Origin of the sequence: Pseudomonas sp. ef1 (genome assembly GCF_007293365.2) — a bacterium.
Taxonomy (GTDB): Bacteria; Pseudomonadota; Gammaproteobacteria; order Pseudomonadales; family Pseudomonadaceae; genus Aquipseudomonas; species Aquipseudomonas siliginis.
Genome location: NZ_CM129815.1, coordinates 4228879 through 4249298, shown reverse-complemented (window position 1 = coordinate 4249298; position 20420 = coordinate 4228879). Strand labels below are relative to the sequence as shown.

Below are 20420 nucleotides of genomic sequence, written 5' to 3'. Positions count from 1 at the left end.
GGACCATTGACTTGTCATCCAACGGCAGGCTAATTTCCAGTGCATGACTTTCACCGTATCGCGCTGCCAGCCAAGCATTATTACCGCCATTCCTCATTTGGCGGGCTAGCTCACGACTGCAGCACCCAACCCGCCCTAGAGGCGGGTTTTTACTTTCTGTCTCCGGGGTTCTGAAAAATGTCAGGAGACGACCATGCCGCACAGCCCCGACCAGCAAGCCCTGCTTGAGCATTACGTGAAAAAGATCCTGGCCGCGCCGGTGTACGACATTGCGGTGCGCACGCCGTTGCAGCTTGCGCCAGCGTTGTCGGAAGCATTGGGCAATCGGGTCCTGCTCAAGCGCGAAGATCTGCAACCGACGTTCTCTTTCAAGATCCGTGGTGCTTACAACAAACTCGTGCAACTGAGCGATGAGCAGCGAGCGCGGGGAGTGATCACGGCATCGGCGGGTAATCACGCGCAGGGTGTAGCGCTGGCGGCACGGGAATTGGGCATTGCCGCGACGATCGTCATGCCGTCTACCACCCCTGAGCTCAAGGTGCTCGGCGTGCGCAGTCGCGGTGCCGACGCATTGCTGCATGGCGAGAGTTTCCCCTTTGCTCTGGCCCATGCGTTGCACTTGGCCGAGCAGACCGGATGCACGTTCGTTTCACCGTTCGATGATCCTGACGTGATCGCCGGACAAGGCACCGTGGCAATGGAAATCCTGCGCCAGCATCAAGGCGCGCTGGACGCCATCTTCATCCCGGTCGGGGGCGGAGGTTTGATCGCCGGTATCGCGGCCTACGTCAAATACCTGCGTCCGGAAGTGCGGATCATCGGCGTCGAATCCGAACATTCGGCGTGCCTGCAAGCGGCTTTAAGTACGGACGAGCGGGTGGTTCTACCGAGCGTCGGCACCTTCGCCGATGGCGTTGCGGTGGCGCAGGTCGGCGCGTATGGCTTTGAGGTATGCCGCTTCTGCGTAGATGAAGTAATTACGGTCAGCAATGACGAACTCTGCGCCGCGATCAAGAATATCTACGACGATACCCGTTCGATCACTGAACCGTCGGGGGCGCTGGCCGTGGCGGGGATCAAGCAGTACGTGGCGCGCAGTGGGGTTCGCGATCAGACATTCGTCGCCATCGACTCCGGGGCCAACATCAACTTCGACAGCCTGCGCCATGTCGCCGAACGCGCCGCTGCTTGCGGCGTGCCGGCGTAATAAGCTCTCCGGTTATTCCTGCAGGGCGGTGCCGACTTTGTCCGACGCCGACCAGATGCGATAGCGCACTTCGACGTCCGAAGGCGCGTACACCACGACTGGCAGCTTGCTGTTGTAGCGCAACATGAAGCCATCACCGACGACCGGAACGAAAGCGCGCTTTTTCTTGCTGCCAGGCGGGCAGGCCATCATCGTGCTCATCGGGCCGATGACTTTTTCCAGGCGATAGAACGGATAGCCCCAGCCTTGCAGATTCTTTTCATCGAGCACACCGCCCAGACGCTGGCGATTGCAATCCACTTCGAGGGTTTTGCCGGCGAGAATTTCAACCTGGAAATTCTCTTCCTGCTCTTGCTTGGGCAGATGGATGACTTGTCGGGTGAACCCGGCTTCGGCTTTGGGGTACGGCGCGACGTCTTCGAGCTTGGCGGCGTGGGCTAGAGTGGAAAGGTTGGCGATCAACAGGCCGGTGATCGCGCAAACGCTTAAGGAATTCATGGAGGCCTCCGTGCGGGTTGAATTGGAATGGGAGACATTCTTGCCGTGATAGTCTTCGAAAGCAAATTTGCCCGGAGATTGCAGATTGCAGGGGACGGGTGGTCGATTCATGCAATTTGCAAATAGCAGGATACTGGCCACATTTCCAAGTGCTTGATTTTGAAGGGAGCAAAACGAACCGATCAAAGGCACGTTTTATGCGTTCTTTTGGTGAGGCGCACAGGATTTGGGCGCCTACACTCCAATGGGCATTTCGCAGTACCACCACTTGCCGCACCAGGGAAACAGCGGGGGCACACCCGTGAAGGCGCAGCAGAGGGTCAGCGTGAATACTTGATTGGCAATCGCACAGAAAGGAGAGGGTTCGCCATGTTTTTATCTGCCTTGGAATTACGCAACATCATTGAAAGCAGCTTCCTGCCGAAACGCTGCCAGTGCACGCTGACACCAGACTTGTCGATGTCCGTCAAAGTATTTGGCGACCATCGAACCGACCAAGCCGATCTCTACGTAAGTGGAATCGACGCCAGCCGCCTGAACAGCTGCCGTGAGATCAACAACCTGGTCGCTGGCCTGCGTTCCGACCTCGCGCAACAAACCACGACCCATCAAACCAGCGCTCGCTCTCGAGCCGTTTAACCCACCGTTTCACCCAGTTCGACCGTCACGCGCCGGGCCTGCACGAAACCTAGGCCCAGCGCGAACTCGACCAGCACCGCGAGCAAAATCCCGGGGCCGGCATGGCCATTGAGCCATTCGCCAAAACCCAACGCCGCCAAACCGAAACAGCCGACGATAAAACCATTGCTCAGTGCACTGCGTGCCGCTGACGGCGGAGCATTGCGCAGCAAACAAAACATCACCCCCAACGCCGCAAACAGCACCGCGCTGCGCCTTGCGACTACGCCAGTGCCTTCCGAATAGCCAATGCTCCAGATCGCCAGCAACACTTCCGGAAAAAATCCCCAGACCAGCGCCAGCAGAAAACACAGGATTGAAGTGAAGCTCGACAACGTGCGGAACGACAACTGCATGGCCAATCCTTGCGGCAGTAGGGAAGGCCCCGAGCATAACCGCCGAAGCCACCCCAAGCCTATGGCCAACCGGAAAACCAGAAGCGTCTGTCAGTTCTGTTGACTGCAAGCGTCAGATAATTTCCTGTAACTGATTTGTGCGGGCTTGCCGGTGTTGTCGATGTATTTCATGTCGGCGGTGATGACTTTGCATTCCAGGGTCGGCGGCTCGGTTAGCGAAAGTGCCTTCGCCACGTGTAGTGGCATGCCGTATTGGTAGGGTGTTTGATTCGATGTGGCGGAGGTGTCGTTGGCTTGGGCCTGTGCGGCGTATGAGCAGCAGGCGAGGGTGGCGGTGAGCAGGAAGGGACGAATGTTCATGAGAGGACTCCAGCGTAACGGATAGGCGCCCGGGCACGAAGCCGGGCGAGCCTGCCGCAGTCGGTTTCAGCGCGATGCCTGAGCGGAACAGTACTGTAGAGTCTTTGATTCGAGGATCAACGGGGGTAATTGGACTAATTAAGCTGAATAGATCGGGGATCAAGCGGTAAGCACATTTAACCAAAGATATTTGCATTGAAGCGATTGCCGATCAGCCATAACCAGGAGCGATAATCCTGATTATGGCTCTCAAGTAGTTCGCGTCCTAACTCATTACCGATTAAAGTGAATTAACGACTCAGTTTTTCGGGAAAAAAGGACAGCGGAGGATGTGTAGCAGCCCATTTCTTTGTTTGCTCGTGCGCTTCGGAAATTTGTGCGGGTGTCAACTTGGCTGCAATGAGAGGGAGTTTGTATTCAACGTTTTCTTGCATTCCACCCCCGCCGTTCAGAATACTTAAGGATGAAACTAGTGAATAGCCTTTAACGGGGTCATATGGAAATCCATATGTGTCGGGCTCATGAGCAAGATATGAGCCATATCCATACACTGATTCCGCATAACCTGCTATCGCTGCTTGCTCATTCCAGTGTCTAAAACCTTCAAGATCTCCGCTCTCGAAAAGAAGAGCCGCATACTCCATCATGGAACGCGGATTTCCTGCTTCAGCGGACAGTTTGAACCATTTTTTTACTTCTTCTGTTCGTTTCCAAGGTAAGAAAAATCCATCACCTTGCTTATAAGATACCGCTAGCCAGTACTGGGCCTGATCGTCACCCGCAATTGCTGCTTTTTCAAGCCACTGATCGTCTAGGGTAATTTCATACATAATGTACATTGCTTCAGCGTTACCGTTTTTTGCTTTCTCTATAGCCTGTTTCTTGGCTTCGTTCAGCCACTCGATCGGATCTTTCTGAGGCGGTTTGCAGTCGCGAGTGATATCGCATAGATCTTTTTCACTCCGTCCTAGCTGAATCATGGCGTATAGGTTGCCTTGATTAGCCGACGCCTCATACCAAGCCCTAGCTTCGGAGCTCATGTAGTGATTTTTTTTTCTAAGCACTTCCGCTAACAAATATTGAGCTTCACTATCTCCTGCCTCCGATGCGATCAATAAAAAAGGCTTGGCAGACTCGGTCTTCAATTGATTATAAAGGACAATGCCATGGTTTTTGGCCTGCTCTTGGCGTGGGGCGAGTTCTGCCAGAGAGGAGCTAGCAGAAGTGAGGAATATAACTACTGAGAATAGTGAGCGCAGCCACATATGCTTGTCTCTTTAATTCATTAATGGATGGTCGGAATAAATTTAGCCACACCTGCTGGTACGTATGTTCGTCCTTGATATTGGCTGCGCTGGCAAGATCCGTCACGTTTTGCACCTAACAATTTGACATGATCTTTATAGCGCGTTCGCATTTCCTCCCCTGAGGGAACAGTAAGGCGAAGGACTGCCTCAGTCATGAAATTATCAAGCGCCAAACGGTTTTCGCAATATTTCTCATCAGCATTAGCTGGCTTCATTCCAAACTTATTCATGCACATGCAAATTTGCTCAAATTGATACTGAGCTTGTTCGATTGAATTTTGCTTGGTTGCACTTTTTACAATCCAGCCGAGAATGCGCTCAATGGCCTGCTGCTGAACTAGGTGCGCTTGATCACTGTCATATTTGCGCTCTTTTTTATCAGGTTTATCTGAGTTATTCGAATAATTTACAGAGAAATCATCAGGTGGGCTAATGAGTGTCATCAATAATGGTCCGAGCGCGCCTGGAATCGCATTGATGCACCACTCCTCAAGCTCCTCCACTGGATCGTAAAACATAATCGTATCAGCAATAGATCCGCCTTTACCTGTCGCAGTCAAGCTCTCATAAAGCGTCATCACCGCATCAGCGCCCATAAGATAAATCATCCGAATATCAAAACCGCCAATGGCCAGCGTATTTAATTTTGAAAGGTACGCATAGGTTTCGTCTTCAATGACAAAGTAAGGGTTCTGTTTGTTTTTATATAGTTCTCTACGGAACATGTTAAGCAGCTCGGTGACGGCATCGTAGCCGACTTCGAACTTGAAGGAGCCACCGACGCCTGGGCCGGCGATCAACGCTGCCTTGAGCACCAGAATCAGACGGCCCTCGTGCAGGGAAATACTCGCCTCAGCCCTCGCTCCGAGACCGGCAGCGGCGTTGAGTTCCACAGTCAAACGCGCAAGGCTGAACCATTCGCTGGCTTTCATTCCGGCAGCTTTTCCGGAAACGGGTGCTTTGGTTAGCAAGGCTACTTCGCCGGGTGGTGCCCAATTTAGCGCTCCGGTGACCATTATCCCGGTTTGCAGACCGGCGAATAGATTAAATGCGGCTTTCGCGCCATCCTGTATCTGTAGCGTTTCAGGAGCTTTTTTAATCTGTCCACTTTTTTCAGTTCTCGCGTAGCTGCGCTTATCGGGGTTGCGCACAACCGGTTCCGGAGGAGCTAAATGGAACCCAGCGTTGCTGACATCCAATGCAATTTCCGAAGAAAGCAACAATGATGCTCCTGCATAGCCCCAAGCCTTCGCGCCTAAATAGAGCGAAAAACGTCCAAGATTCATCTTTTGCTGCATGTCTTCTGCATTTCGGTACGTGATGACAATATCTTTCGCGCTGGCACGATCTGGCAAGTCGACTTTAAAAAGCTCGACCTCGCCTCTGGCAAGATCAACGGCAAAAGTAGCCTTGGCGGAGGCTTGGAATCCTTCGGCCAGAGTCCAGTCCGGCCCCTCTACTTTTGTCGATGAATGGATAGTTTCCGTGGTGGAGGGCATTAGGCATCGAACCAACTGGGCTTGCGGTGTGATGTCGAAAATGCGGAATGTCTTGCGTACGTTGTCCTTGAACAACACTTGCTGCAATCGGTCCCCCCATTCTTTACGGGTACCAGCGTTCTCCAGCGCAGTGACCTTGTACTTTTTGTTTTCAAGGTAGGCGTTGAATTTTTCGATTTCGAACCACCCTTCGGCTGAGAACCAATCGCTTTCCTGATCCTTGATTCTTAACGCGCCTTCACTTTTCAGCCACTGTCCAAACAAACTCAGTTCAGTGTCCGTCGTTGCTTTTCCATCGCTATTGCCCGGACGCTTCATCAGATCTTTGACCTTGGCGCCAACTTTCTTCCAGTCATCCTTAACAGTTTGTTTGAGTCGTGGCAGCGAATACATGCTGAGATAGGTCAGCGGTTTTTTCAGGCTGTCCGCCATGCTCATCTCGGCCAGCGGGAAACCGTTTTTAATCAAGCGCTCTTCAGGTCTCGCCTGAAATTGCTCTGGCTCCCACAATAGATGACGGCGAACAATTGCCGTTTCCACATTGCTCTCAGCCTGAAGTCGTAGTTTTTCTTTCGAAGCCTGCAAGCGGTCCCAGTCGGCACGTTCATTAGTGACCAGGTTGGTGGGCGCTTTGGCTTGTCGGCCACTTGCCTCGATCCAGCCTTTGTACTTGGCGCTGAGACGTTCATTGGTCTCTTTTTGCTCCTTCTCGAGCGCCATATATTGCTTGAACAGGTCGACTCCACTTTCGACTGCTCCGCCCTCAGAAATCAGCGCGAACTCCGGCAATGCGATCCCATATTGTGCGACGTCGGTGATGGCCTCCAGATAAGCGCTGTAGGTCGCTTTCCTTTCCTTACGTTTGATTTCCTGGTCGCGTACATAGGTGCAGAGCATCAACTGATTGTTAGTGCCGCACATCGCGATCTCGTCGATTCGCTTTTTATCTTGAGCGAGCATCGGCGCGAGCTCTGCCGAGGTTAACGTGGTGAGATCCTTGTCCTCTAACAGCGCTTCTCGCGCTTTCAGATACTTTTGAACGGCTTCCCGGGCCGCGATGGCTTTGGGCGCATAAAGGTTGCCGCTTTCGTACGCGTAGCCTTTTTCCTTAGCGGCGGCGATGGCCATGCGCTTGAGCTTTTGCCATTCGCTATGCATGCCACGTACGCGGGTTGCAGCATCCCGGGCGGACATGAAATGGTTTCTTTTAAGCTGATCTTGCTCAAGGGCGGTAAGCTGAGTGGAAGAATCTTCTGGCGCCGTGGTTTTTAAGTTCTGCTGAGCGTCTAGAAGTGCTGCATCCAGATTGCTGATATTCGGATGTTGAGCTTCGATTTCTAGCATCCGTGCTTTCTCGTCACCCTCAAGAAAGTTTGCCAGTTTAGGCTCTAGGAAATACTCAAGGAGTCCCGACTCGTAGAGCCCTTTTTTCCGTTCTTCTGGAGATTTGCTTGAGCTGACCTTCTGTTCCAAGTCACTGGAAGCTTCTTTCAGGGCGGAGTTTGTCCGCTCTGGTAGTAACCAGAAGGATTCATTTTCCGTATCGTAAATTGCACTGCCATAAATGGTGGAGCAGGGCGTTTTCACTTTGTCGTGATCGCCTGGTGTGTCTTCCGGCGCTTCGGGCTGTTCACCAATATCCCGAGGCGGTTTTGCACAAGTTTCATCGGCAACTACCGGTTTTGCAGGTGCCGATTCGGTGTTAGGTGCTGCGCTGGTATTTTGTTCCATTTCGCTTCCATTCATTCTTAACGGACGGGTTCATCAAGCAACGCTGGTGGTGAGTTGCTGCAGCTGCTGTACTTTGATGAACGACTCTTCCCTGGATTGCAGGATGGCCATTGCCTGTGGCTGTGTTTCAAGCAGTGGGCCATTTGTGATTGACCCCAGCTTCAGCAAGTGACGGCCTTCGTAAATATTGTGGGCAACCAGCACATTGAGGTTTGCCACAAGGTTGGGCAGATGCTCATCGCTCGGCTCGCCGTAATCTGCGTGATGTTCATCTGCCCAATAAACCCAACCCAAATGCTCTTGAACGTTCGCCGCGGATGGCGGCAGGCTGAACACTGAAGTATCGCCCAGCCATTCGACTTCCGAGACGGCGCGCCAACTGAGCCATGGACCTTTATTGCGCCCAAAATGAACCGGCGCTGGGCTGTATACGTGCTGCCAAGGGCCGAACAGCTGATGGGAGTTGTCGCCAGCGGTATAGGCCAGCGCGGCCCACAGGCTTGGCTTGTGGTAGCTCAACAGGCTTTGTCCGCCAGAGCCATCATTAGCGCGCAAGAGCCAGCGCGCATGGGCGAGCGCTTTGTCAGAATCAGCTGTGGTAATGGCAATGCCAGAGAAATTTTCCTCGCACAGCTTTGCTGCCTCAGCCGCAAGGCGACTGCCCCATGGCGCGGTGATCCAGAGCGGACCGTCAGCGGCGATCTCAGCGAAGGCGGTTTTGAGGAACAGGCCCTGTGCATCCACCACCGGTTCGCCAACACGATAAAGGCGGCTCATCGCGTCAGGCTGTCGAACCGGGTCAATAATGAAACACAGTGTTGATTCAGAGCTTTCTCTCGGTAAATCAACGAACCCATGGCGTGGAGCTTCGAGGAGGGCGCTGAGCGCTTTCACATGCATGTGCAATCCTTACGGCTGCAGGCGCCGTTGCTTTGCTTGCCGCACAACGGCGTTATTCCAGACTCATTCAGACGTTTGGGCAGCGGGACAGGGACTTTCCCCGCCTTATCCGCATCCGCAACCTTCATCGGCCCCGGCAACAACGGCGCCGCCGGCGTGCCCACCCCGGGCGAGCCGCCGGTATTCACCTTCACCTCAGCCCCGCTGATGGTCACGCCACCTGCATCGACCTTGACGAAGCTGCCGCCAGCCTTGGCGGTCAGTTCCATGGCGCCTTCGACCACGACTCTCTGGCCGGCGTAATAATGGATTTCGTTGCCGGCCTCAACAAACTGCCCAGTCCCCACCTTCACATGCTGCGTCACACCCACCGTCAGGTGATCATCCGCGCGCATTTCGCTGATGCGGTCCAGATGGGTGATCCGGTGTTCTTCAACCTTGAACTCGCTCAACACATTGGCTTCAACAGTGTCATGCCGTTCGTTGCCGACGCGGATTTTCTGGTCGTGTTCGATGTTTTCGTCCCAGTCGCGCTGGGCGTGGATGTAGATCTGTTCGGCGCCTTTCTTGTCTTCGATGCGGAATTCGTTGTAGCCCTTGCCGCCCGGGGAGCTGAGGGTTTTGAAGGTGCTGCGGGTTTTGTTTGCCGGAAGGTCGTAGGGGACGACGTTTTCCTTGTGGTACAGGCAGCCGGTGACGAGGGGCTGGTCGGGGTCGCCTTCGAGGAAGGTGACGAGGACTTCCATGCCGATGCGCGGGATGGCGATGCCGCCGTAGGCTGCTCCGGCCCAGCCGCTGGCGACGCGCATCCAGCAGGTGGTTTTGTCGTCGGACTGGCCGTCGCGGTCCCAGTGGAACTGCACTTTGATGCGGCCGTACTGATCGCAGTGGATTTCTTCACCGGGCGGGCCGGTGACGACGGCGGTCTGGCTGCCGAGGACTTTCGGTTTCGGATGTTCGAGGGCAGGGCGGTAGTGCGCGTCCCACGGGGTGGCGAGGAAGCTGTTGCGGTAGCCCTGATGGAAATCGCTTTTGTTGTCGGTGACGTCGCTGGTGACGTTTTCGCCGAGCACTTGCGGCTGTTTGCCTTCGTGGAAGACTTCCAGCAGCAGCCACAGATCGTTCCACTCGGCGCGCGGGTGTTCGGCGAGCGTGAGGAAATGGCCGCTGGTCAGCGTCGGTTCATCACCTTTGCCTTCGGCGAGTTTGTAGTCGCTGCGATGGCGTTCGAGGGCGCGGGTCGAGAGGAACTTGCCGCGCTCGCGGGTGGTGAAGCGGCCGGGGTAATCGTAGTCTTCCAGATCCGGGGCGAATTCGGATTTGACCGCGCCTTCGGGCAGCAGCTTTGGTTTTTCGAAATCGTAGTCGCGACGGCTGACGCGGGTGGTACGGGTTTCCAGGCGCAGGTTGAAGCGCTTGATCACCGGTTTCTCCGCAGCCATGCCGGAGTCCTGCTGGTAGCTGACCGGCTTCAGTTTGCGGAATACGGTCTGGTCGTCGCCGAACACCAGTTTGTGGCCGCTGCTGCTGTGCTGGAAGTGGAAGTGAATGCCTTCCTCTTCGCACAGACGCTGGATGAAATGCAGATCGGACTCGTCGTATTGCACGCAATAATCGCGTTCCGGATACTCGGCGCCGAGCTGGAAGCTGTAGGCGTCGGAGAGAATGCCGCGATCTTCCAGCACTTGGGCGATGATTTTCGGCACCGTCAGTTGCTGGAAGATCTGCTGATCATGGTTGTGCTGCAGATAGGCCAGTTGCGGCATCAGGCTGATGCTGTAGCGGGTCAGGGTCTTGCCGGAGTCGCCCTGCTCGATGCGATAGACCTGACCGTGAATCTTGCCTTCGCCGGTGGCGCCGAAGGTCAGGCAGGCGCGCTTGTGCAGCAGCTCTTCGAGCTTCAGGTCGGGGCGGGCGCTGACCAGTTCGAGGTCGAAACGGAACGGTTCGTTGAGGGCTTCGCGACCGGTGAAGCTGAGGACTTGCAGGTCGGCGTTGGCGTCTTCGATCGAGAGGGTGATGTGGGTTGCATTGGCGTCCAGCATGCCTTGAATTCCGTCCGTTGAATAAGCAGGTGATGGATGTTGCAGGATTAGACGGCCTCATTCAAGGCGCAAATGGCGTAGGTGTGGGGCCTTGATGCCATAGGGAAAACCCTTAGGAGGGCGGTTTGGGTCAGTGAAATCGGGCCTTTCATAGACTTTGATGGTGTTTGAGAGATTGCCATCGCGGGCAAGCCCGCTCCCACAGGTTTCTCGGGTGTACACAAAATCGGCGTTCACTAAGGTCCTGTGGGAGCGAGCCTGCTCGCGAAGGGCTTCTACAACCAATGCCAGAACCGGCTCCAGAACCCGCGATTGAGGTCTTCCTTGCATCCGGCATATTGCTGCGCATACAGATCCGAACGGTTCTGCACCTTGCGCGCGGTCGGCGGTAGCCAGGCCTTGCTCGCGTAGGTCTTGTTGCGAAAGCCGCCCCAGCCTTCGTGGTAGTTCAGGTACTGGTTGTAGGCGTCGTATTTGTACACGCCGTTGATCGAGGTGGTCTTGTCCATGTACCAGCCGACGAAGTCGATGGCGTCGTCGAAGTCTTCGCGGTCGGCCCAGTTGCGGCCGGTGCTTTTCTGGTAGTCGGCCCAGACTTCATCCTTGGCTTGCGCATAACCGGAAGCGGTCGAGACGCGGCCCCACGGAATCACCCAGAGCAGGTATTTGCGCGGCGTCTTGGCGTCGTAGCGGTAGCCGGATTCCTGATACATGATCGCGAAAGGCACCTGGATCGGCACGCCCCAGCGTTTCTGGGTGACTTGCGCAGCGTCGTACCAATCGCTTTTCTCGCGGAAGATTGCGCAGATGTCTTCCGGGGAGCGGGGCGGCGAGGTGCCGCAACCGCTCAGCAGGGTGGCCATGGTCAGGAGGGCGAGGATGTGCCTGTGATTCAAGAGCTGTTTTCCGTCGTGCGCAAAAAGGCCGACAGTCTACGCGCTCAGCTCAATTGATGACGATAGGGCAGATCCGGACCGGTTTTGCTGCAGGTCAGCGCGGCGGCTTGTACGGCGAACCTGAGCATGCCGTCGATTTGCTCTCGACTGAGCTGCTGCAGGCCTTCTACCGAGTCCAGCGAATGTTCGGTCAGCCAGGTGATCAGCGCCGCCTGGAAGGTGTCGCCAGCGCCAACGGTGTCGGCAATCTTCACCGGATTCGCCGGTACCGACCACGAGCCATGGGTGCGACTGAACACCGTTGCGCCGTCGCCACCGCGTGTCAGGAATACGATCTGGCAGCGATGCTCGAGCCAGCTTTCAATAACATGCTGCGGATCCTGCTCGGGATAGAGCAGGCTCAGATCCTCGTCGCTGACTTTGATCAGATCGGCCAGGCGCACCAGCGTGGCGATGCGCTCGCGCCATAGCTCGATGTTCGGCTCGGGATTGAGGCGCACGTTGGGGTCGAGGCTGATCAGGCGTTTGCCGCTTTCGCGTTGGACCAGTTTCAGCAACGTGTCGCCAATCGGCTGCACCACCAGCGAAAACGAGCCGATGTGCAGGCCGCGCACCTCGTCGCCAAGTGTCGGCAGATGCGCCTCGCTCAGTTGCCGGTCGGCACAGCCTTCGCCACGGAAGCTGTAGTGCGGTGAGCCATTGGCGCCTACCGCGACCATCGCCAGGGTGGTCGGCGCGGCGAAATCCACCAGATAGTCCGGGCGCACGCCTTCGTCCTGCAGCACTTGCTGCAAACGGCGGCCGAGGTAGTCGGTGGACAGCCCACCGAAGAGCGCCGAGTCCACGCCCAGACGCCGCAAACCTACGGCAACGTTGAACGGCGAGCCGCCGGCAATCGCCTTGAAATTGACTTTCGAGGCCCGACCGCTGGCGTCGTTTTCGCTGAAGAAATCAAACAGGGCTTCGCCACACACCAAGTACATAGTTGTTTGCTCGTTATAGGGTTGCGACATGCTGTTGATAGCGTTCGTAGGCCTGCTGGAACGCCGCGACATTGGCGGCGATCGGCAGGGTTTCACTGCGCGCGTCGAGCTTGACGCAGCGTTCGCACAGATCGGCCAGGGACACATCATGGCCGTTCGAGCGCGATGCGCACCACGCCGCTTGAATCGCCGCACCCAGTGCGGCGGCTTCGCTTTGTTCGGTGCAGATCACCGGAGCGTTCATGATATCGGCGACGATCTGCCGCCACACCGCGCTCTTCGAGCCGCCGCCGATCAGGCAGATGCGCAGGCTTTGTAAACCATTCTGGCGGAGCAAATCCAGCCCGTAGCGCAAACCGAAGGTGGTGCCTTCGACGGCCGCGCGGCACAGATTGGCCTGGGTCAGGTTGTCCATCGTCAGGCCGTGCAGGCTGCCGGTGGCGTGGGGTAGGGCGGGCACGCGTTCGCCGTTGAGAAACGGCAACATGCTCACGCCTTCGGCACCGATCGGCGATTGCGCGACCAATTCGTTGAAGGTCGGCAGGTCGAGCTTGAACAGTTCGCGAATGGCGCCGGTGGCATTGGTCAGGTTCATCGTGCAGATCAGCGGCAGCCAGCCGCCGCTGGAGGAGCAGAATGTGGCAACCGAGGCATCGGCGCTGACCTTCGGTGCGTCGGAGAACGCGTAGACCGTGCCGGAAGAACCGAGGCTCATGGTGATCGCGCCGGGCTGGATATTGCCGGTACCGATGGCGCCCATCATGTTGTCGCCACCGCCGCTCGAGACCACAGCGTTGGGGTTGATGCCCAGTTGCTCGGCGATTGCCGGGAGGAGAGTGCCGACGGCGGCGTGCGCGTCGATCAGCTCCGGCAGCGCGGTTTGCAAACGGCCGCTGGCGTCGATGTCGCGCAGGATCTGCACATCCCATTGCCGCGTGCGCACGTTGAAATAGCCGGTGCCGGAGGCATCGCCGTATTCGCTGCAAGCGCGGCCGGTGAGCCAGTAATTGAGGTAGTCGTGGGGCAACAGAATCCGGGCGATGCGTGAGAACACGTCGGGATGCTGCTCTTTGGTCCAGAGCAGTTTCGACACCGTGTAGCCCGGCGCAATGACCACCCCGAGGCGTTCCAGCGAACCTTGCTCGCCGCCCAGTTGCGCGAGTAAGCGGTCGTTTTCCGGCGTGGTTTCGGTGTCGCACCAGAGCTTGGCCGGGCGCAGCACTGCGCCTTGCTCATCGAGCAGGACCAAACCGTGTTGCTGGCCGGAGACGCCAACGCCGAGGATCGCCTGGCCGTCGACATTCGCCGCTTGCAAGGCCTGGCGGGTGGCGCTGACGAATGCATCGAGCCACTGCTGGACGTCTTGTTCGCGGCGGCCGTTGGCGCCGCTGATCATCGTGTGCGGCGCCGCGCCCAGACCGAGCACCTGACCGCTGTCGGCATCGAGGATGATCGCTTTGGTGCCTTGGGTGCCGCAGTCGATACCCAGGAAGAGCTTTGTTGTTGTCATGAATACTCCACGGCTGCTCGTTCCCATGCTCTGCGTGGGAACGCCTCAATAGACGCTCTGCGTCCGCTTTTGATGGGACGCGGAGCGTCCCGGGCTGTATTCCCACGCAGAGCGTGGGAACGATCAGGTCGCGAGAACTTTCTCCAGAGTCCGCGAAACCCCAACCTCGCGCAGACTCTGGCAGCACCACTCGAATGCCGCAACAAACTCCGCCGACTTCGGTATCGCCGTGCCGAAAATCTCTTCAACACCCAGCAACCGCTCCGTGATCAACTCATCGTCCGCCACCAATCCCTGACAGAAAGCCGCTCGCGGATCCGGAATCGAATACGTATCGCCATTCTCATCCACGCCCTTCAAATACAACGCCCACGCCGCGACTACCAGTGCCGCGCGTTTGGTCTCGCGGCCATCGGCGATCAGCCGATTGATCGTCGGCACGGTGAACTTGGGAAACTTCGATGAGCCATCCGAACACACGCGCTCCAGCTGATCGGCAATCGCCTGATTGGAGAATCGCGCGACCAGCGTGTCCTTGTATTCGCTCAAATCAATGCCCGGCACCGGGGCCAGCTGCGGCGTGACATCCAGATCCATATAAGCGCGCATGTAACGCACGAACAGCGGATCGTTCATGGTCTCGTGGACAAAGCGATAGCCCTTGAGGAAGCCCAGATAAGTGAGCGCCAGGTGACTGCCGTTGAGCAGTTTGATTTTCATCTCTTCGTACGGTGATACGTCGTCGGTGAACTGCACGCCGACCTTTTCCCATGCCGGGCGGCCGTTGACGAATTTGTCCTCCAGCACCCACTGCACAAACGGTTCGCAGACCACCGGCCAGGCATCGTCGACGGCGTGTTTGTCGGCCAGCTGCAGGCGATGCGCGGTGCTGGTCATCGGTGTGATGCGATCGACCATGGCGTTGGGGAAACTGACGTTCTGGTCGATCCAGTCGCGCAGATCCGGCTCACGCAGGGCGGCGAAGGCCAGCAGTGCCTTGCGGGCGACGGCGCCGTTGTGCGGCAGGTTATCGCAGGACATCACAGTAAATGCTGGAACGCCCGCCGCACGCCGTTTGGCCAACGCTGCGCAGAGGAAACCGAACACGGTGCCCGGCGCCTCGGGCTGGGCGAGGTCGTGTTGAATCTGCGGCAGGTGCGCCATGAATTCGCCGTTGCTGTCGTCGATGCAGTAACCGCCCTCGGTGATGGTCAGCGAGACGATGCGGATCTGTGGTTCGGCGAGTTTGTCGATCAGCGTCTGGGCGTCATCTTCGGCCAGCAGCATGTCGCGGATCGCGCCAATGACGCGCACTTCGGTGTCATCGCTGTCGCCCAGCTCAAACAGGGTGAACAGGTAATCCTGCTCGCGCAGATCATCGCGGGCGCGGCGATCTTCCGGGCGCAGGCCGACGCCGCAGATCGCCCAGTCCAGCGCTTCGCCAGTGTTCATCAAGGCATCGGTGTAATACGCCTGATGCGCACGATGGAAACCACCGACGCCGATGTGGGCGATGCCCTGACGCGTGTCAGCGAGGTCGTAGCCTGGCAGTTGCACCTGGGCGGCGAGGCGATTGAGGTTCTGTTGGTTGAGTTTCATCGGATAGTCTCGAAATCAGGCGGCAGCGCGCAGTGGACGGGTCAGCGCCACACCTTCAGCGTCGAACAGGTGGCAGTGAGTCGGGTCCAGACGCAGGCTCAATTGCTCGCCGTAACGGCTGGCCAGATCGCCGCGCACGCGCATGGTCAGGGCTTCGTCGGCGCTGGTGGTGACGTGGCAGAAGGTGTCGCTGCCAAGGCGTTCGCTGACGTCGGCAGTGACTTGCAACGTGCAGTCGCCGGGTTGCGCCAGTTCAAGATGTTCCGGGCGAATGCCCAGCGTGACAGCGCTGCCGACACTGAGGTTGGCGGCGTTGAACGGCAGGGTGATGCGTGTGCCGGCGTCCAGCGAAACTTCGCAGCTGGCGCCGTCGATGCGGGCAATCTTGCCTTTGAGGAAACCCATTTTCGGCGTACCGAGGAAGCCTGCGACAAACAGGTTGGCCGGGTTGTGATAGAGGTCCAGCGGTGAGCCTACCTGCTCGATCCTGCCGCCATTGAGCACCACGACTTTGTCGGCCATGGTCATCGCTTCGACCTGATCGTGGGTCACATAAATCATCGTTGCTTTCAGGTCTTTATGCAGGCGCAGCAGTTCCAGCCGCATCTGCACGCGCAACGCCGCGTCGAGGTTGGACAGCGGCTCATCGAAGAGGAAAATCTTCGGGTTGCGCACGATGGCGCGGCCGATCGCCACGCGCTGACGCTGACCGCCGGACAGCTGTTTCGGTTTGCGCTCGAGCATCGGCCCGAGTTCAAGAATACGTGCCGCTTCGCCAACCTTGCGCTCGACCTCGGCTTTCGGCACGCCGGCCAGATCGAGGGCGAACGACATGTTCTTTTTCACCGTCATGTGCGGGTACAGCGCGTAGGTCTGGAACACCATCGCCAGATCACGCTTGGCCGGGCTGACTTCGGTGATGTCGCGGCCATCGAGTTCGATGGTGCCGCCGCTGACCTCTTCAAGGCCGGCGATCAAGCGCAGCAGGGTAGATTTGCCGCAGCCCGAGGGACCGACGAAGACCACGAATTCCTTGTCGTTCACTTCAAGGTCGATGCCCTTGATGATGGAAAAGCCTTCGAAGCCTTTTTGCAGATTCTTGATTTTCAGGTTGGCCATGAGATGGGCCTCCGCAATTTATTATTGGGTTAAACCAGATCGGCTTTTCTGTGGGAGCGAGCCTGCTCGCGAAGGGGCCGTTTCAGCCGCCTTCAGCGTTGAATGACGCTCCGCATTCGCGAGCAGGCTCGCTCCCACAGGGGGTGTACTGGCTCAGGGATATTCATTTCACGGCACCGAAGGAGAGGCCGCGCACCAGTTGCTTCTGGCTGATCCAGCCAAAGATCAGAATCGGCGCACAGGCCAGGGTCGAGACGGCCGACAACTTGGCCCAGAACAACCCTTCGGGACTTGAATACGAGGCGATCAAAGCGGTCAGCGGTGCGGCATTCGAAGAGGTCAGGTTCAGCGACCAGAACGCCTCGTTCCAGCACAGGATCAGCGACAGCAGCACGGTCGAAGCGAGGCCGCCCTTGGCGATCGGCAGCAGCACGCGGACCATTTCCTGCCACAGCGTCGCACCGTCGAGGCGGGCGGCTTCGAGGATGTCTTTGGGAATGTCCTTGAAGTAGGTGTAAACCATCCAGACCACGATTGGCAGGTTGATCAGCGTGTAGATCACGATCAGCGCGATGCGCGTGTCGAGCAGGCCGAAACTCTTGGCCAGCAGGTAGATCGGCATCAGCACGCCCACCGGCGGCAGCATTTTGGTCGAGAGCATCCACAGCAGCGTGCCTTTGGTGCGCTGGGTTTCGTAGAACGCCATCGAGTAGGCCGCCGGCACCGCGATCAACAGACACAGGGCGGTGGCGCTGAAGGAGATCACCACCGAGTTCCAGGCGAAGCTGAAGTAGTCGCTGCGCTCGTTGATGTGCAGGTAGTTCTCCAGCGTTGGCGTGAAGATGAACTGCGGCGGCGTGGCGAAAGCGTCGATTTCGCTCTTGAAACTGGTCATCACCATCCAGAAGATCGGGAAGAAAATCACGATCGCGATGGCCCAGGCCAGCGTGCCGAGCAGCAGGCTTTGCAGGCGACGGGATTGTTGGAGCGTCATGGCAGGCCTCACGCTTTGTCAGTCAGGTTTTTGCCGATCATTCGCACCAGAATGATCGCGGCGATGTTGGCGATGACCACGGCAATCAAACCGCCGGCCGAAGCCATGCCGACGTCGAACTGCACCAGCGCCTGGTTGTAGATCAGGTAGGCCAGGTTGGTCGAGGCGTAGCCGGGGCCACCGTTGGTGGTGGTGAAGATTTCGGCGAACACCGAGAGCAGGAAGATCGTTTCGATCATCACTACCACAGCGATCGGCCGCGCCAGGTGCGGCAGGGTCAAGTGCCAGAAAATCGCGATCGGGCCGGCACCGTCCAGGCGTGCAGCTTCTTTCTGTTCCTGATCCAGCGATTGCATCGCGGTCATCAGAATCAGGATCGCGAAGGGCAGCCATTGCCACGAAACAATGATGATGATCGACAGCAGCGGGTAGTGCGCCAGCCAGTCCACCGGTTGCGCACCGAACAGCTTCCAGATGTAGGCGAGGATCCCCGAGACCGGGTGGAAAATCAGGTTTTTCCAGATCAACGCGCCGACGGTGGGCATGATGAAAAACGGCGAGATCAGCATCACCCGCACCAGGCCGCGACCAAGGAATTCGCTGGCCTCCAGCAACGCGCTGATCAACACACCGAAGACCACGCTGATCAGCAACACGCTGCCAACCAGCAGCAATGTATTGGTCGCGCCGGGCATGAAACCCGAATCAGTGAGGAAATAGGTGAAGTTCTCCAGCCCGACGAATTCGTTTTCGCCGGGGTAGAGCAGGTTGTAGCGGATCATCGAAAAGTACAGGGTCATGCCCAGCGGCACGATCATCCACAGCAGCAACAGCGCCACCGAGGGGCTGACCAGAAACCAGCCGGGATTGCGCACGCGCAGCTTGCGCTGCGGTGGCGACAGGTCGATGTGGGCTTTGGCAGTTGAAGTATTCATGGCATTCACAACCGAGTCATACAGACCTATGGAGATCCCCATGTGGGAGCGAGCCTGCTCGCGAAAGCGCTGGGTCAGTGTCATGTGTGTTGGCTGACACGACGCCTTCGCGAGCAGGCTCGCTCCCACAAGAGGCAGGAGCAAGGCATTCAGCGGTTACTTGGGATAACCCGCGCGCTTCATCTCGCGTTCCGTGGTCTGCTGCGCCGCCGCCAGCGCCTGATCCACCGTGGTCTGGCCGATCAGCGCTGCCGAGAACAGCTTGCCGACCTGGGTGCCGACTGCCTGGAATTCAGGAATGGTCACCAGTTGAATGCCGATGTACGGCACCGGTTTCAGCGTCGGTTTGCTCGGGTCAGCGGCTTTCAGCGATTCCAGCGTCACTTTGGCAAACGGCGCGGCGCTCATGTAAGCATCGCTGTAGGTCGAAGCGCGGGTGCCCGGCGGCACGTTGGCGATGCCATCGGTCTTGGCAACCAGTTCGCCGTACTCTTTGGACGTGGCCCAGGCGCTGAAGGTTTTTGCTGCGTCCTTGGCCTTGGAGCTGGTCGGAATCGCCAGCGCCCACGAATACAGCCACGCCGAGCCTTTATCCGTGACTTGATGCGGAGCGAAGGTGAAACCGACGTGATCGGCGACCTTGCTCTGGGTCTTGTCGGTCACGAACGAGCCGGCGACGCTGGCGTCGACCCAGATCGCACATTTGCCGCTGTTGAACAGGGCGAGGTTTTCATTGAAACCGTTGCTGGATGCGCCCGGCGGGCCGGATTTCTTCATGGTGTTGACGTAGAAATTCAGCGCGTTTTTCCACTCTGGGCCGCTGAATTCCGGTTTCCATTGCTCATCGAACCAGCGTGCGCCATAAGCATTGGCGACCGTGGTGACCAGCGCCATATTCTCGCCCCAGCCGGCCTTGCCGCGCAGGCAGATGCCGTACTGCTCTTTGTCTTTGAGGGTGAGCTTTTCGGCAAACCCGGCGATCTCTTCCCAGGTCGGCCGCTCCGGCATGGTCAGCCCGGCTTCCTTGAACAGGTCGGTGCGGTAATAGGTGATCGAACTCTCCGCGTAAAACGGCAGCGCATACAGCGAACCCTTCACCGACAGGCCTTCGCGCACCGACGGAAAGACATCGTCGAGGGCGTAACTGGCCGGCAGGTCCTTCATCGGCTCCAGCCAACCCTTGCCGCCCCAGAGTGCGGCTTCGTACATGCCGATGGTCAATACGTCGAACTGGCCGCCCTGTGTGGCGATGTCGGTGGTCAGGCGCTGACGCAGGACGTTTTCTTCCAGCACCACCCAATTGAGCTTGATGTCCGGATGCTCGCTCTCGAAGGTTTTCGAGAGTTTTTGCATGCGGATCATGTCGCTGTTGTTGACGGTGGCGATGGTCAGGGTCTGGGCGCCAAGGCTGACGCTGCTGAGGGTCATGCAGGTGAGAGCGAGCAGAGCTTTTGCAGTGGGTTGCATCGTGCACTCCTTTTCTGACACCCGACGGGGCAGAAGGACAGTTATTGTTTTTGTGTCTTCCGAATGCAGGAAGAATCTGCGCTGATTACAGCCTTCAACGGCGGGGCTGACAAATCATCCCTAGCACTTTTGTTGATACTTTTTTGCACTGGGGTTTGGGCGGGGGAACGCAGGGAAGGGGTTTTGCGCGAGGGACCGTTAGCGAATGCGTATAGATTTCGCCAGCCGGGGCACGGTTTTTTGTGGGAGCGAGCCTGCTCGCGAAGATGGTGTGTCAGCCACAGGATTTTTCACAGACAGACCGCTTTCGCGAGCAGGCTCGCTCCCACAGGTGGC

The 20420-nt window shown here is 57.7% G+C and carries 16 protein-coding genes and 1 pseudogene; 2 read left to right on the top strand and 15 right to left on the bottom strand.

Annotated features, from left to right (window positions below; translation table 11 throughout):
• Nucleotides 1-193: 193 nt before the first annotated feature.
• A pseudogene (gene ilvA, locus FEE99_RS19245) lies at nt 194-1183 on the top strand (threonine ammonia-lyase, biosynthetic); the annotation flags it as partial.
• Between the two features lie 36 nt (nt 1184-1219).
• On the opposite strand, the gene eco reads toward ilvA, so the two are convergent.
• Entirely contained in the window at nt 1220-1705 is a 486-nt protein-coding gene (gene eco, locus FEE99_RS19240) for a serine protease inhibitor ecotin (RefSeq protein ID WP_041480219.1), read from the bottom strand.
• Nucleotides 1706-2074: 369 nt separating this feature from the next.
• Between eco and FEE99_RS19235 the strand changes: the two genes are divergently transcribed.
• Nucleotides 2075-2344, top strand: a complete 270-nt coding sequence (locus FEE99_RS19235; protein ID WP_041480220.1) for a DUF1652 domain-containing protein — start codon at nt 2075-2077, stop codon at nt 2342-2344.
• On the opposite strand, the gene FEE99_RS19230 is transcribed toward FEE99_RS19235, so the two are convergent.
• The 14 genes from FEE99_RS19230 to FEE99_RS19165 all read right to left on the bottom strand — a co-directional run bounded on the left by FEE99_RS19230 (nt 2341) and on the right by FEE99_RS19165 (nt 20084).
• A complete protein-coding gene (locus FEE99_RS19230; protein WP_041480222.1) occupies nt 2341-2739 on the bottom strand; it encodes a hypothetical protein in 399 nt (132 codons plus the stop codon). The genes FEE99_RS19235 and FEE99_RS19230 overlap by 4 nt on opposite strands.
• Nucleotides 2740-2829: 90 nt before the next feature.
• The gene (locus FEE99_RS19225) at nt 2830-3099 is read right to left on the bottom strand and encodes a DUF2790 domain-containing protein (RefSeq protein WP_041480224.1); all 270 of its coding nucleotides are present in this window, start codon (nt 3097-3099) and stop codon (nt 2830-2832) included.
• A gap of 290 nt (nt 3100-3389) precedes the next feature.
• Nucleotides 3390-4364, bottom strand: coding sequence for a tetratricopeptide repeat protein (locus FEE99_RS19220; protein WP_041480226.1), 975 nt, complete (start codon nt 4362-4364; stop codon nt 3390-3392).
• 20 nt (nt 4365-4384) lie between these two features.
• Nucleotides 4385-7636: a hypothetical protein gene (locus FEE99_RS19215; RefSeq protein WP_041480228.1), complete on the bottom strand. Its 3252-nt coding sequence runs from the start codon at nt 7634-7636 to the stop codon at nt 4385-4387.
• A gap of 33 nt (nt 7637-7669) precedes the next feature.
• Nucleotides 7670-8536, bottom strand: a complete 867-nt coding sequence (locus FEE99_RS19210; protein WP_041480230.1) for a DUF4123 domain-containing protein — start codon at nt 8534-8536, stop codon at nt 7670-7672.
• The gene (locus FEE99_RS19205) at nt 8527-10581 is read right to left on the bottom strand and encodes a type VI secretion system Vgr family protein (protein WP_041480232.1); all 2055 of its coding nucleotides are present in this window, start codon (nt 10579-10581) and stop codon (nt 8527-8529) included. The genes FEE99_RS19210 and FEE99_RS19205 overlap by 10 nt, the downstream gene beginning before the upstream one ends.
• Before the next feature lie 275 nt (nt 10582-10856).
• Nucleotides 10857-11444 carry a transglycosylase SLT domain-containing protein gene (locus FEE99_RS19200; protein WP_041480414.1) on the bottom strand — a complete coding sequence of 196 codons (588 nt, stop codon included), beginning with the start codon at nt 11442-11444 and terminating at the stop codon, nt 10857-10859.
• Nucleotides 11445-11521: 77 nt separating this feature from the next.
• Nucleotides 11522-12460 carry a carbohydrate kinase family protein gene (locus FEE99_RS19195; protein ID WP_041480234.1) on the bottom strand — a complete coding sequence of 313 codons (939 nt, stop codon included), beginning with the start codon at nt 12458-12460 and terminating at the stop codon, nt 11522-11524.
• A 13-nt stretch (nt 12461-12473) separates the two neighbouring features.
• Complete coding sequence (gene xylB / locus FEE99_RS19190) at nt 12474-13970, bottom strand: xylulokinase (RefSeq protein WP_041480236.1); 1497 nt, start codon at nt 13968-13970, stop codon at nt 12474-12476.
• A 123-nt stretch (nt 13971-14093) separates the two neighbouring features.
• On the bottom strand, nt 14094-15569 hold the full coding sequence (locus FEE99_RS19185) for a mannitol dehydrogenase family protein (RefSeq protein WP_041480238.1): 1476 nt from the start codon (nt 15567-15569) through the stop codon (nt 14094-14096).
• A 15-nt stretch (nt 15570-15584) separates the two neighbouring features.
• A complete protein-coding gene (locus FEE99_RS19180; RefSeq protein WP_041480240.1) occupies nt 15585-16688 on the bottom strand; it encodes an ABC transporter ATP-binding protein in 1104 nt (367 codons plus the stop codon).
• Nucleotides 16689-16851: 163 nt separating this feature from the next.
• Complete coding sequence (locus tag FEE99_RS19175) at nt 16852-17682, bottom strand: carbohydrate ABC transporter permease (protein ID WP_016774872.1); 831 nt, start codon at nt 17680-17682, stop codon at nt 16852-16854.
• Nucleotides 17683-17690: 8 nt separating this feature from the next.
• Nucleotides 17691-18617, bottom strand: a complete 927-nt coding sequence (locus FEE99_RS19170; protein ID WP_041480415.1) for a carbohydrate ABC transporter permease — start codon at nt 18615-18617, stop codon at nt 17691-17693.
• Between the two features lie 156 nt (nt 18618-18773).
• Nucleotides 18774-20084 (bottom strand): ABC transporter substrate-binding protein, encoded by a 1311-nt coding sequence (locus FEE99_RS19165; protein WP_041480241.1) that lies wholly within the window; start codon nt 20082-20084, stop codon nt 18774-18776.
• Between the last annotated feature and the right edge of the window lie 336 nt (nt 20085-20420).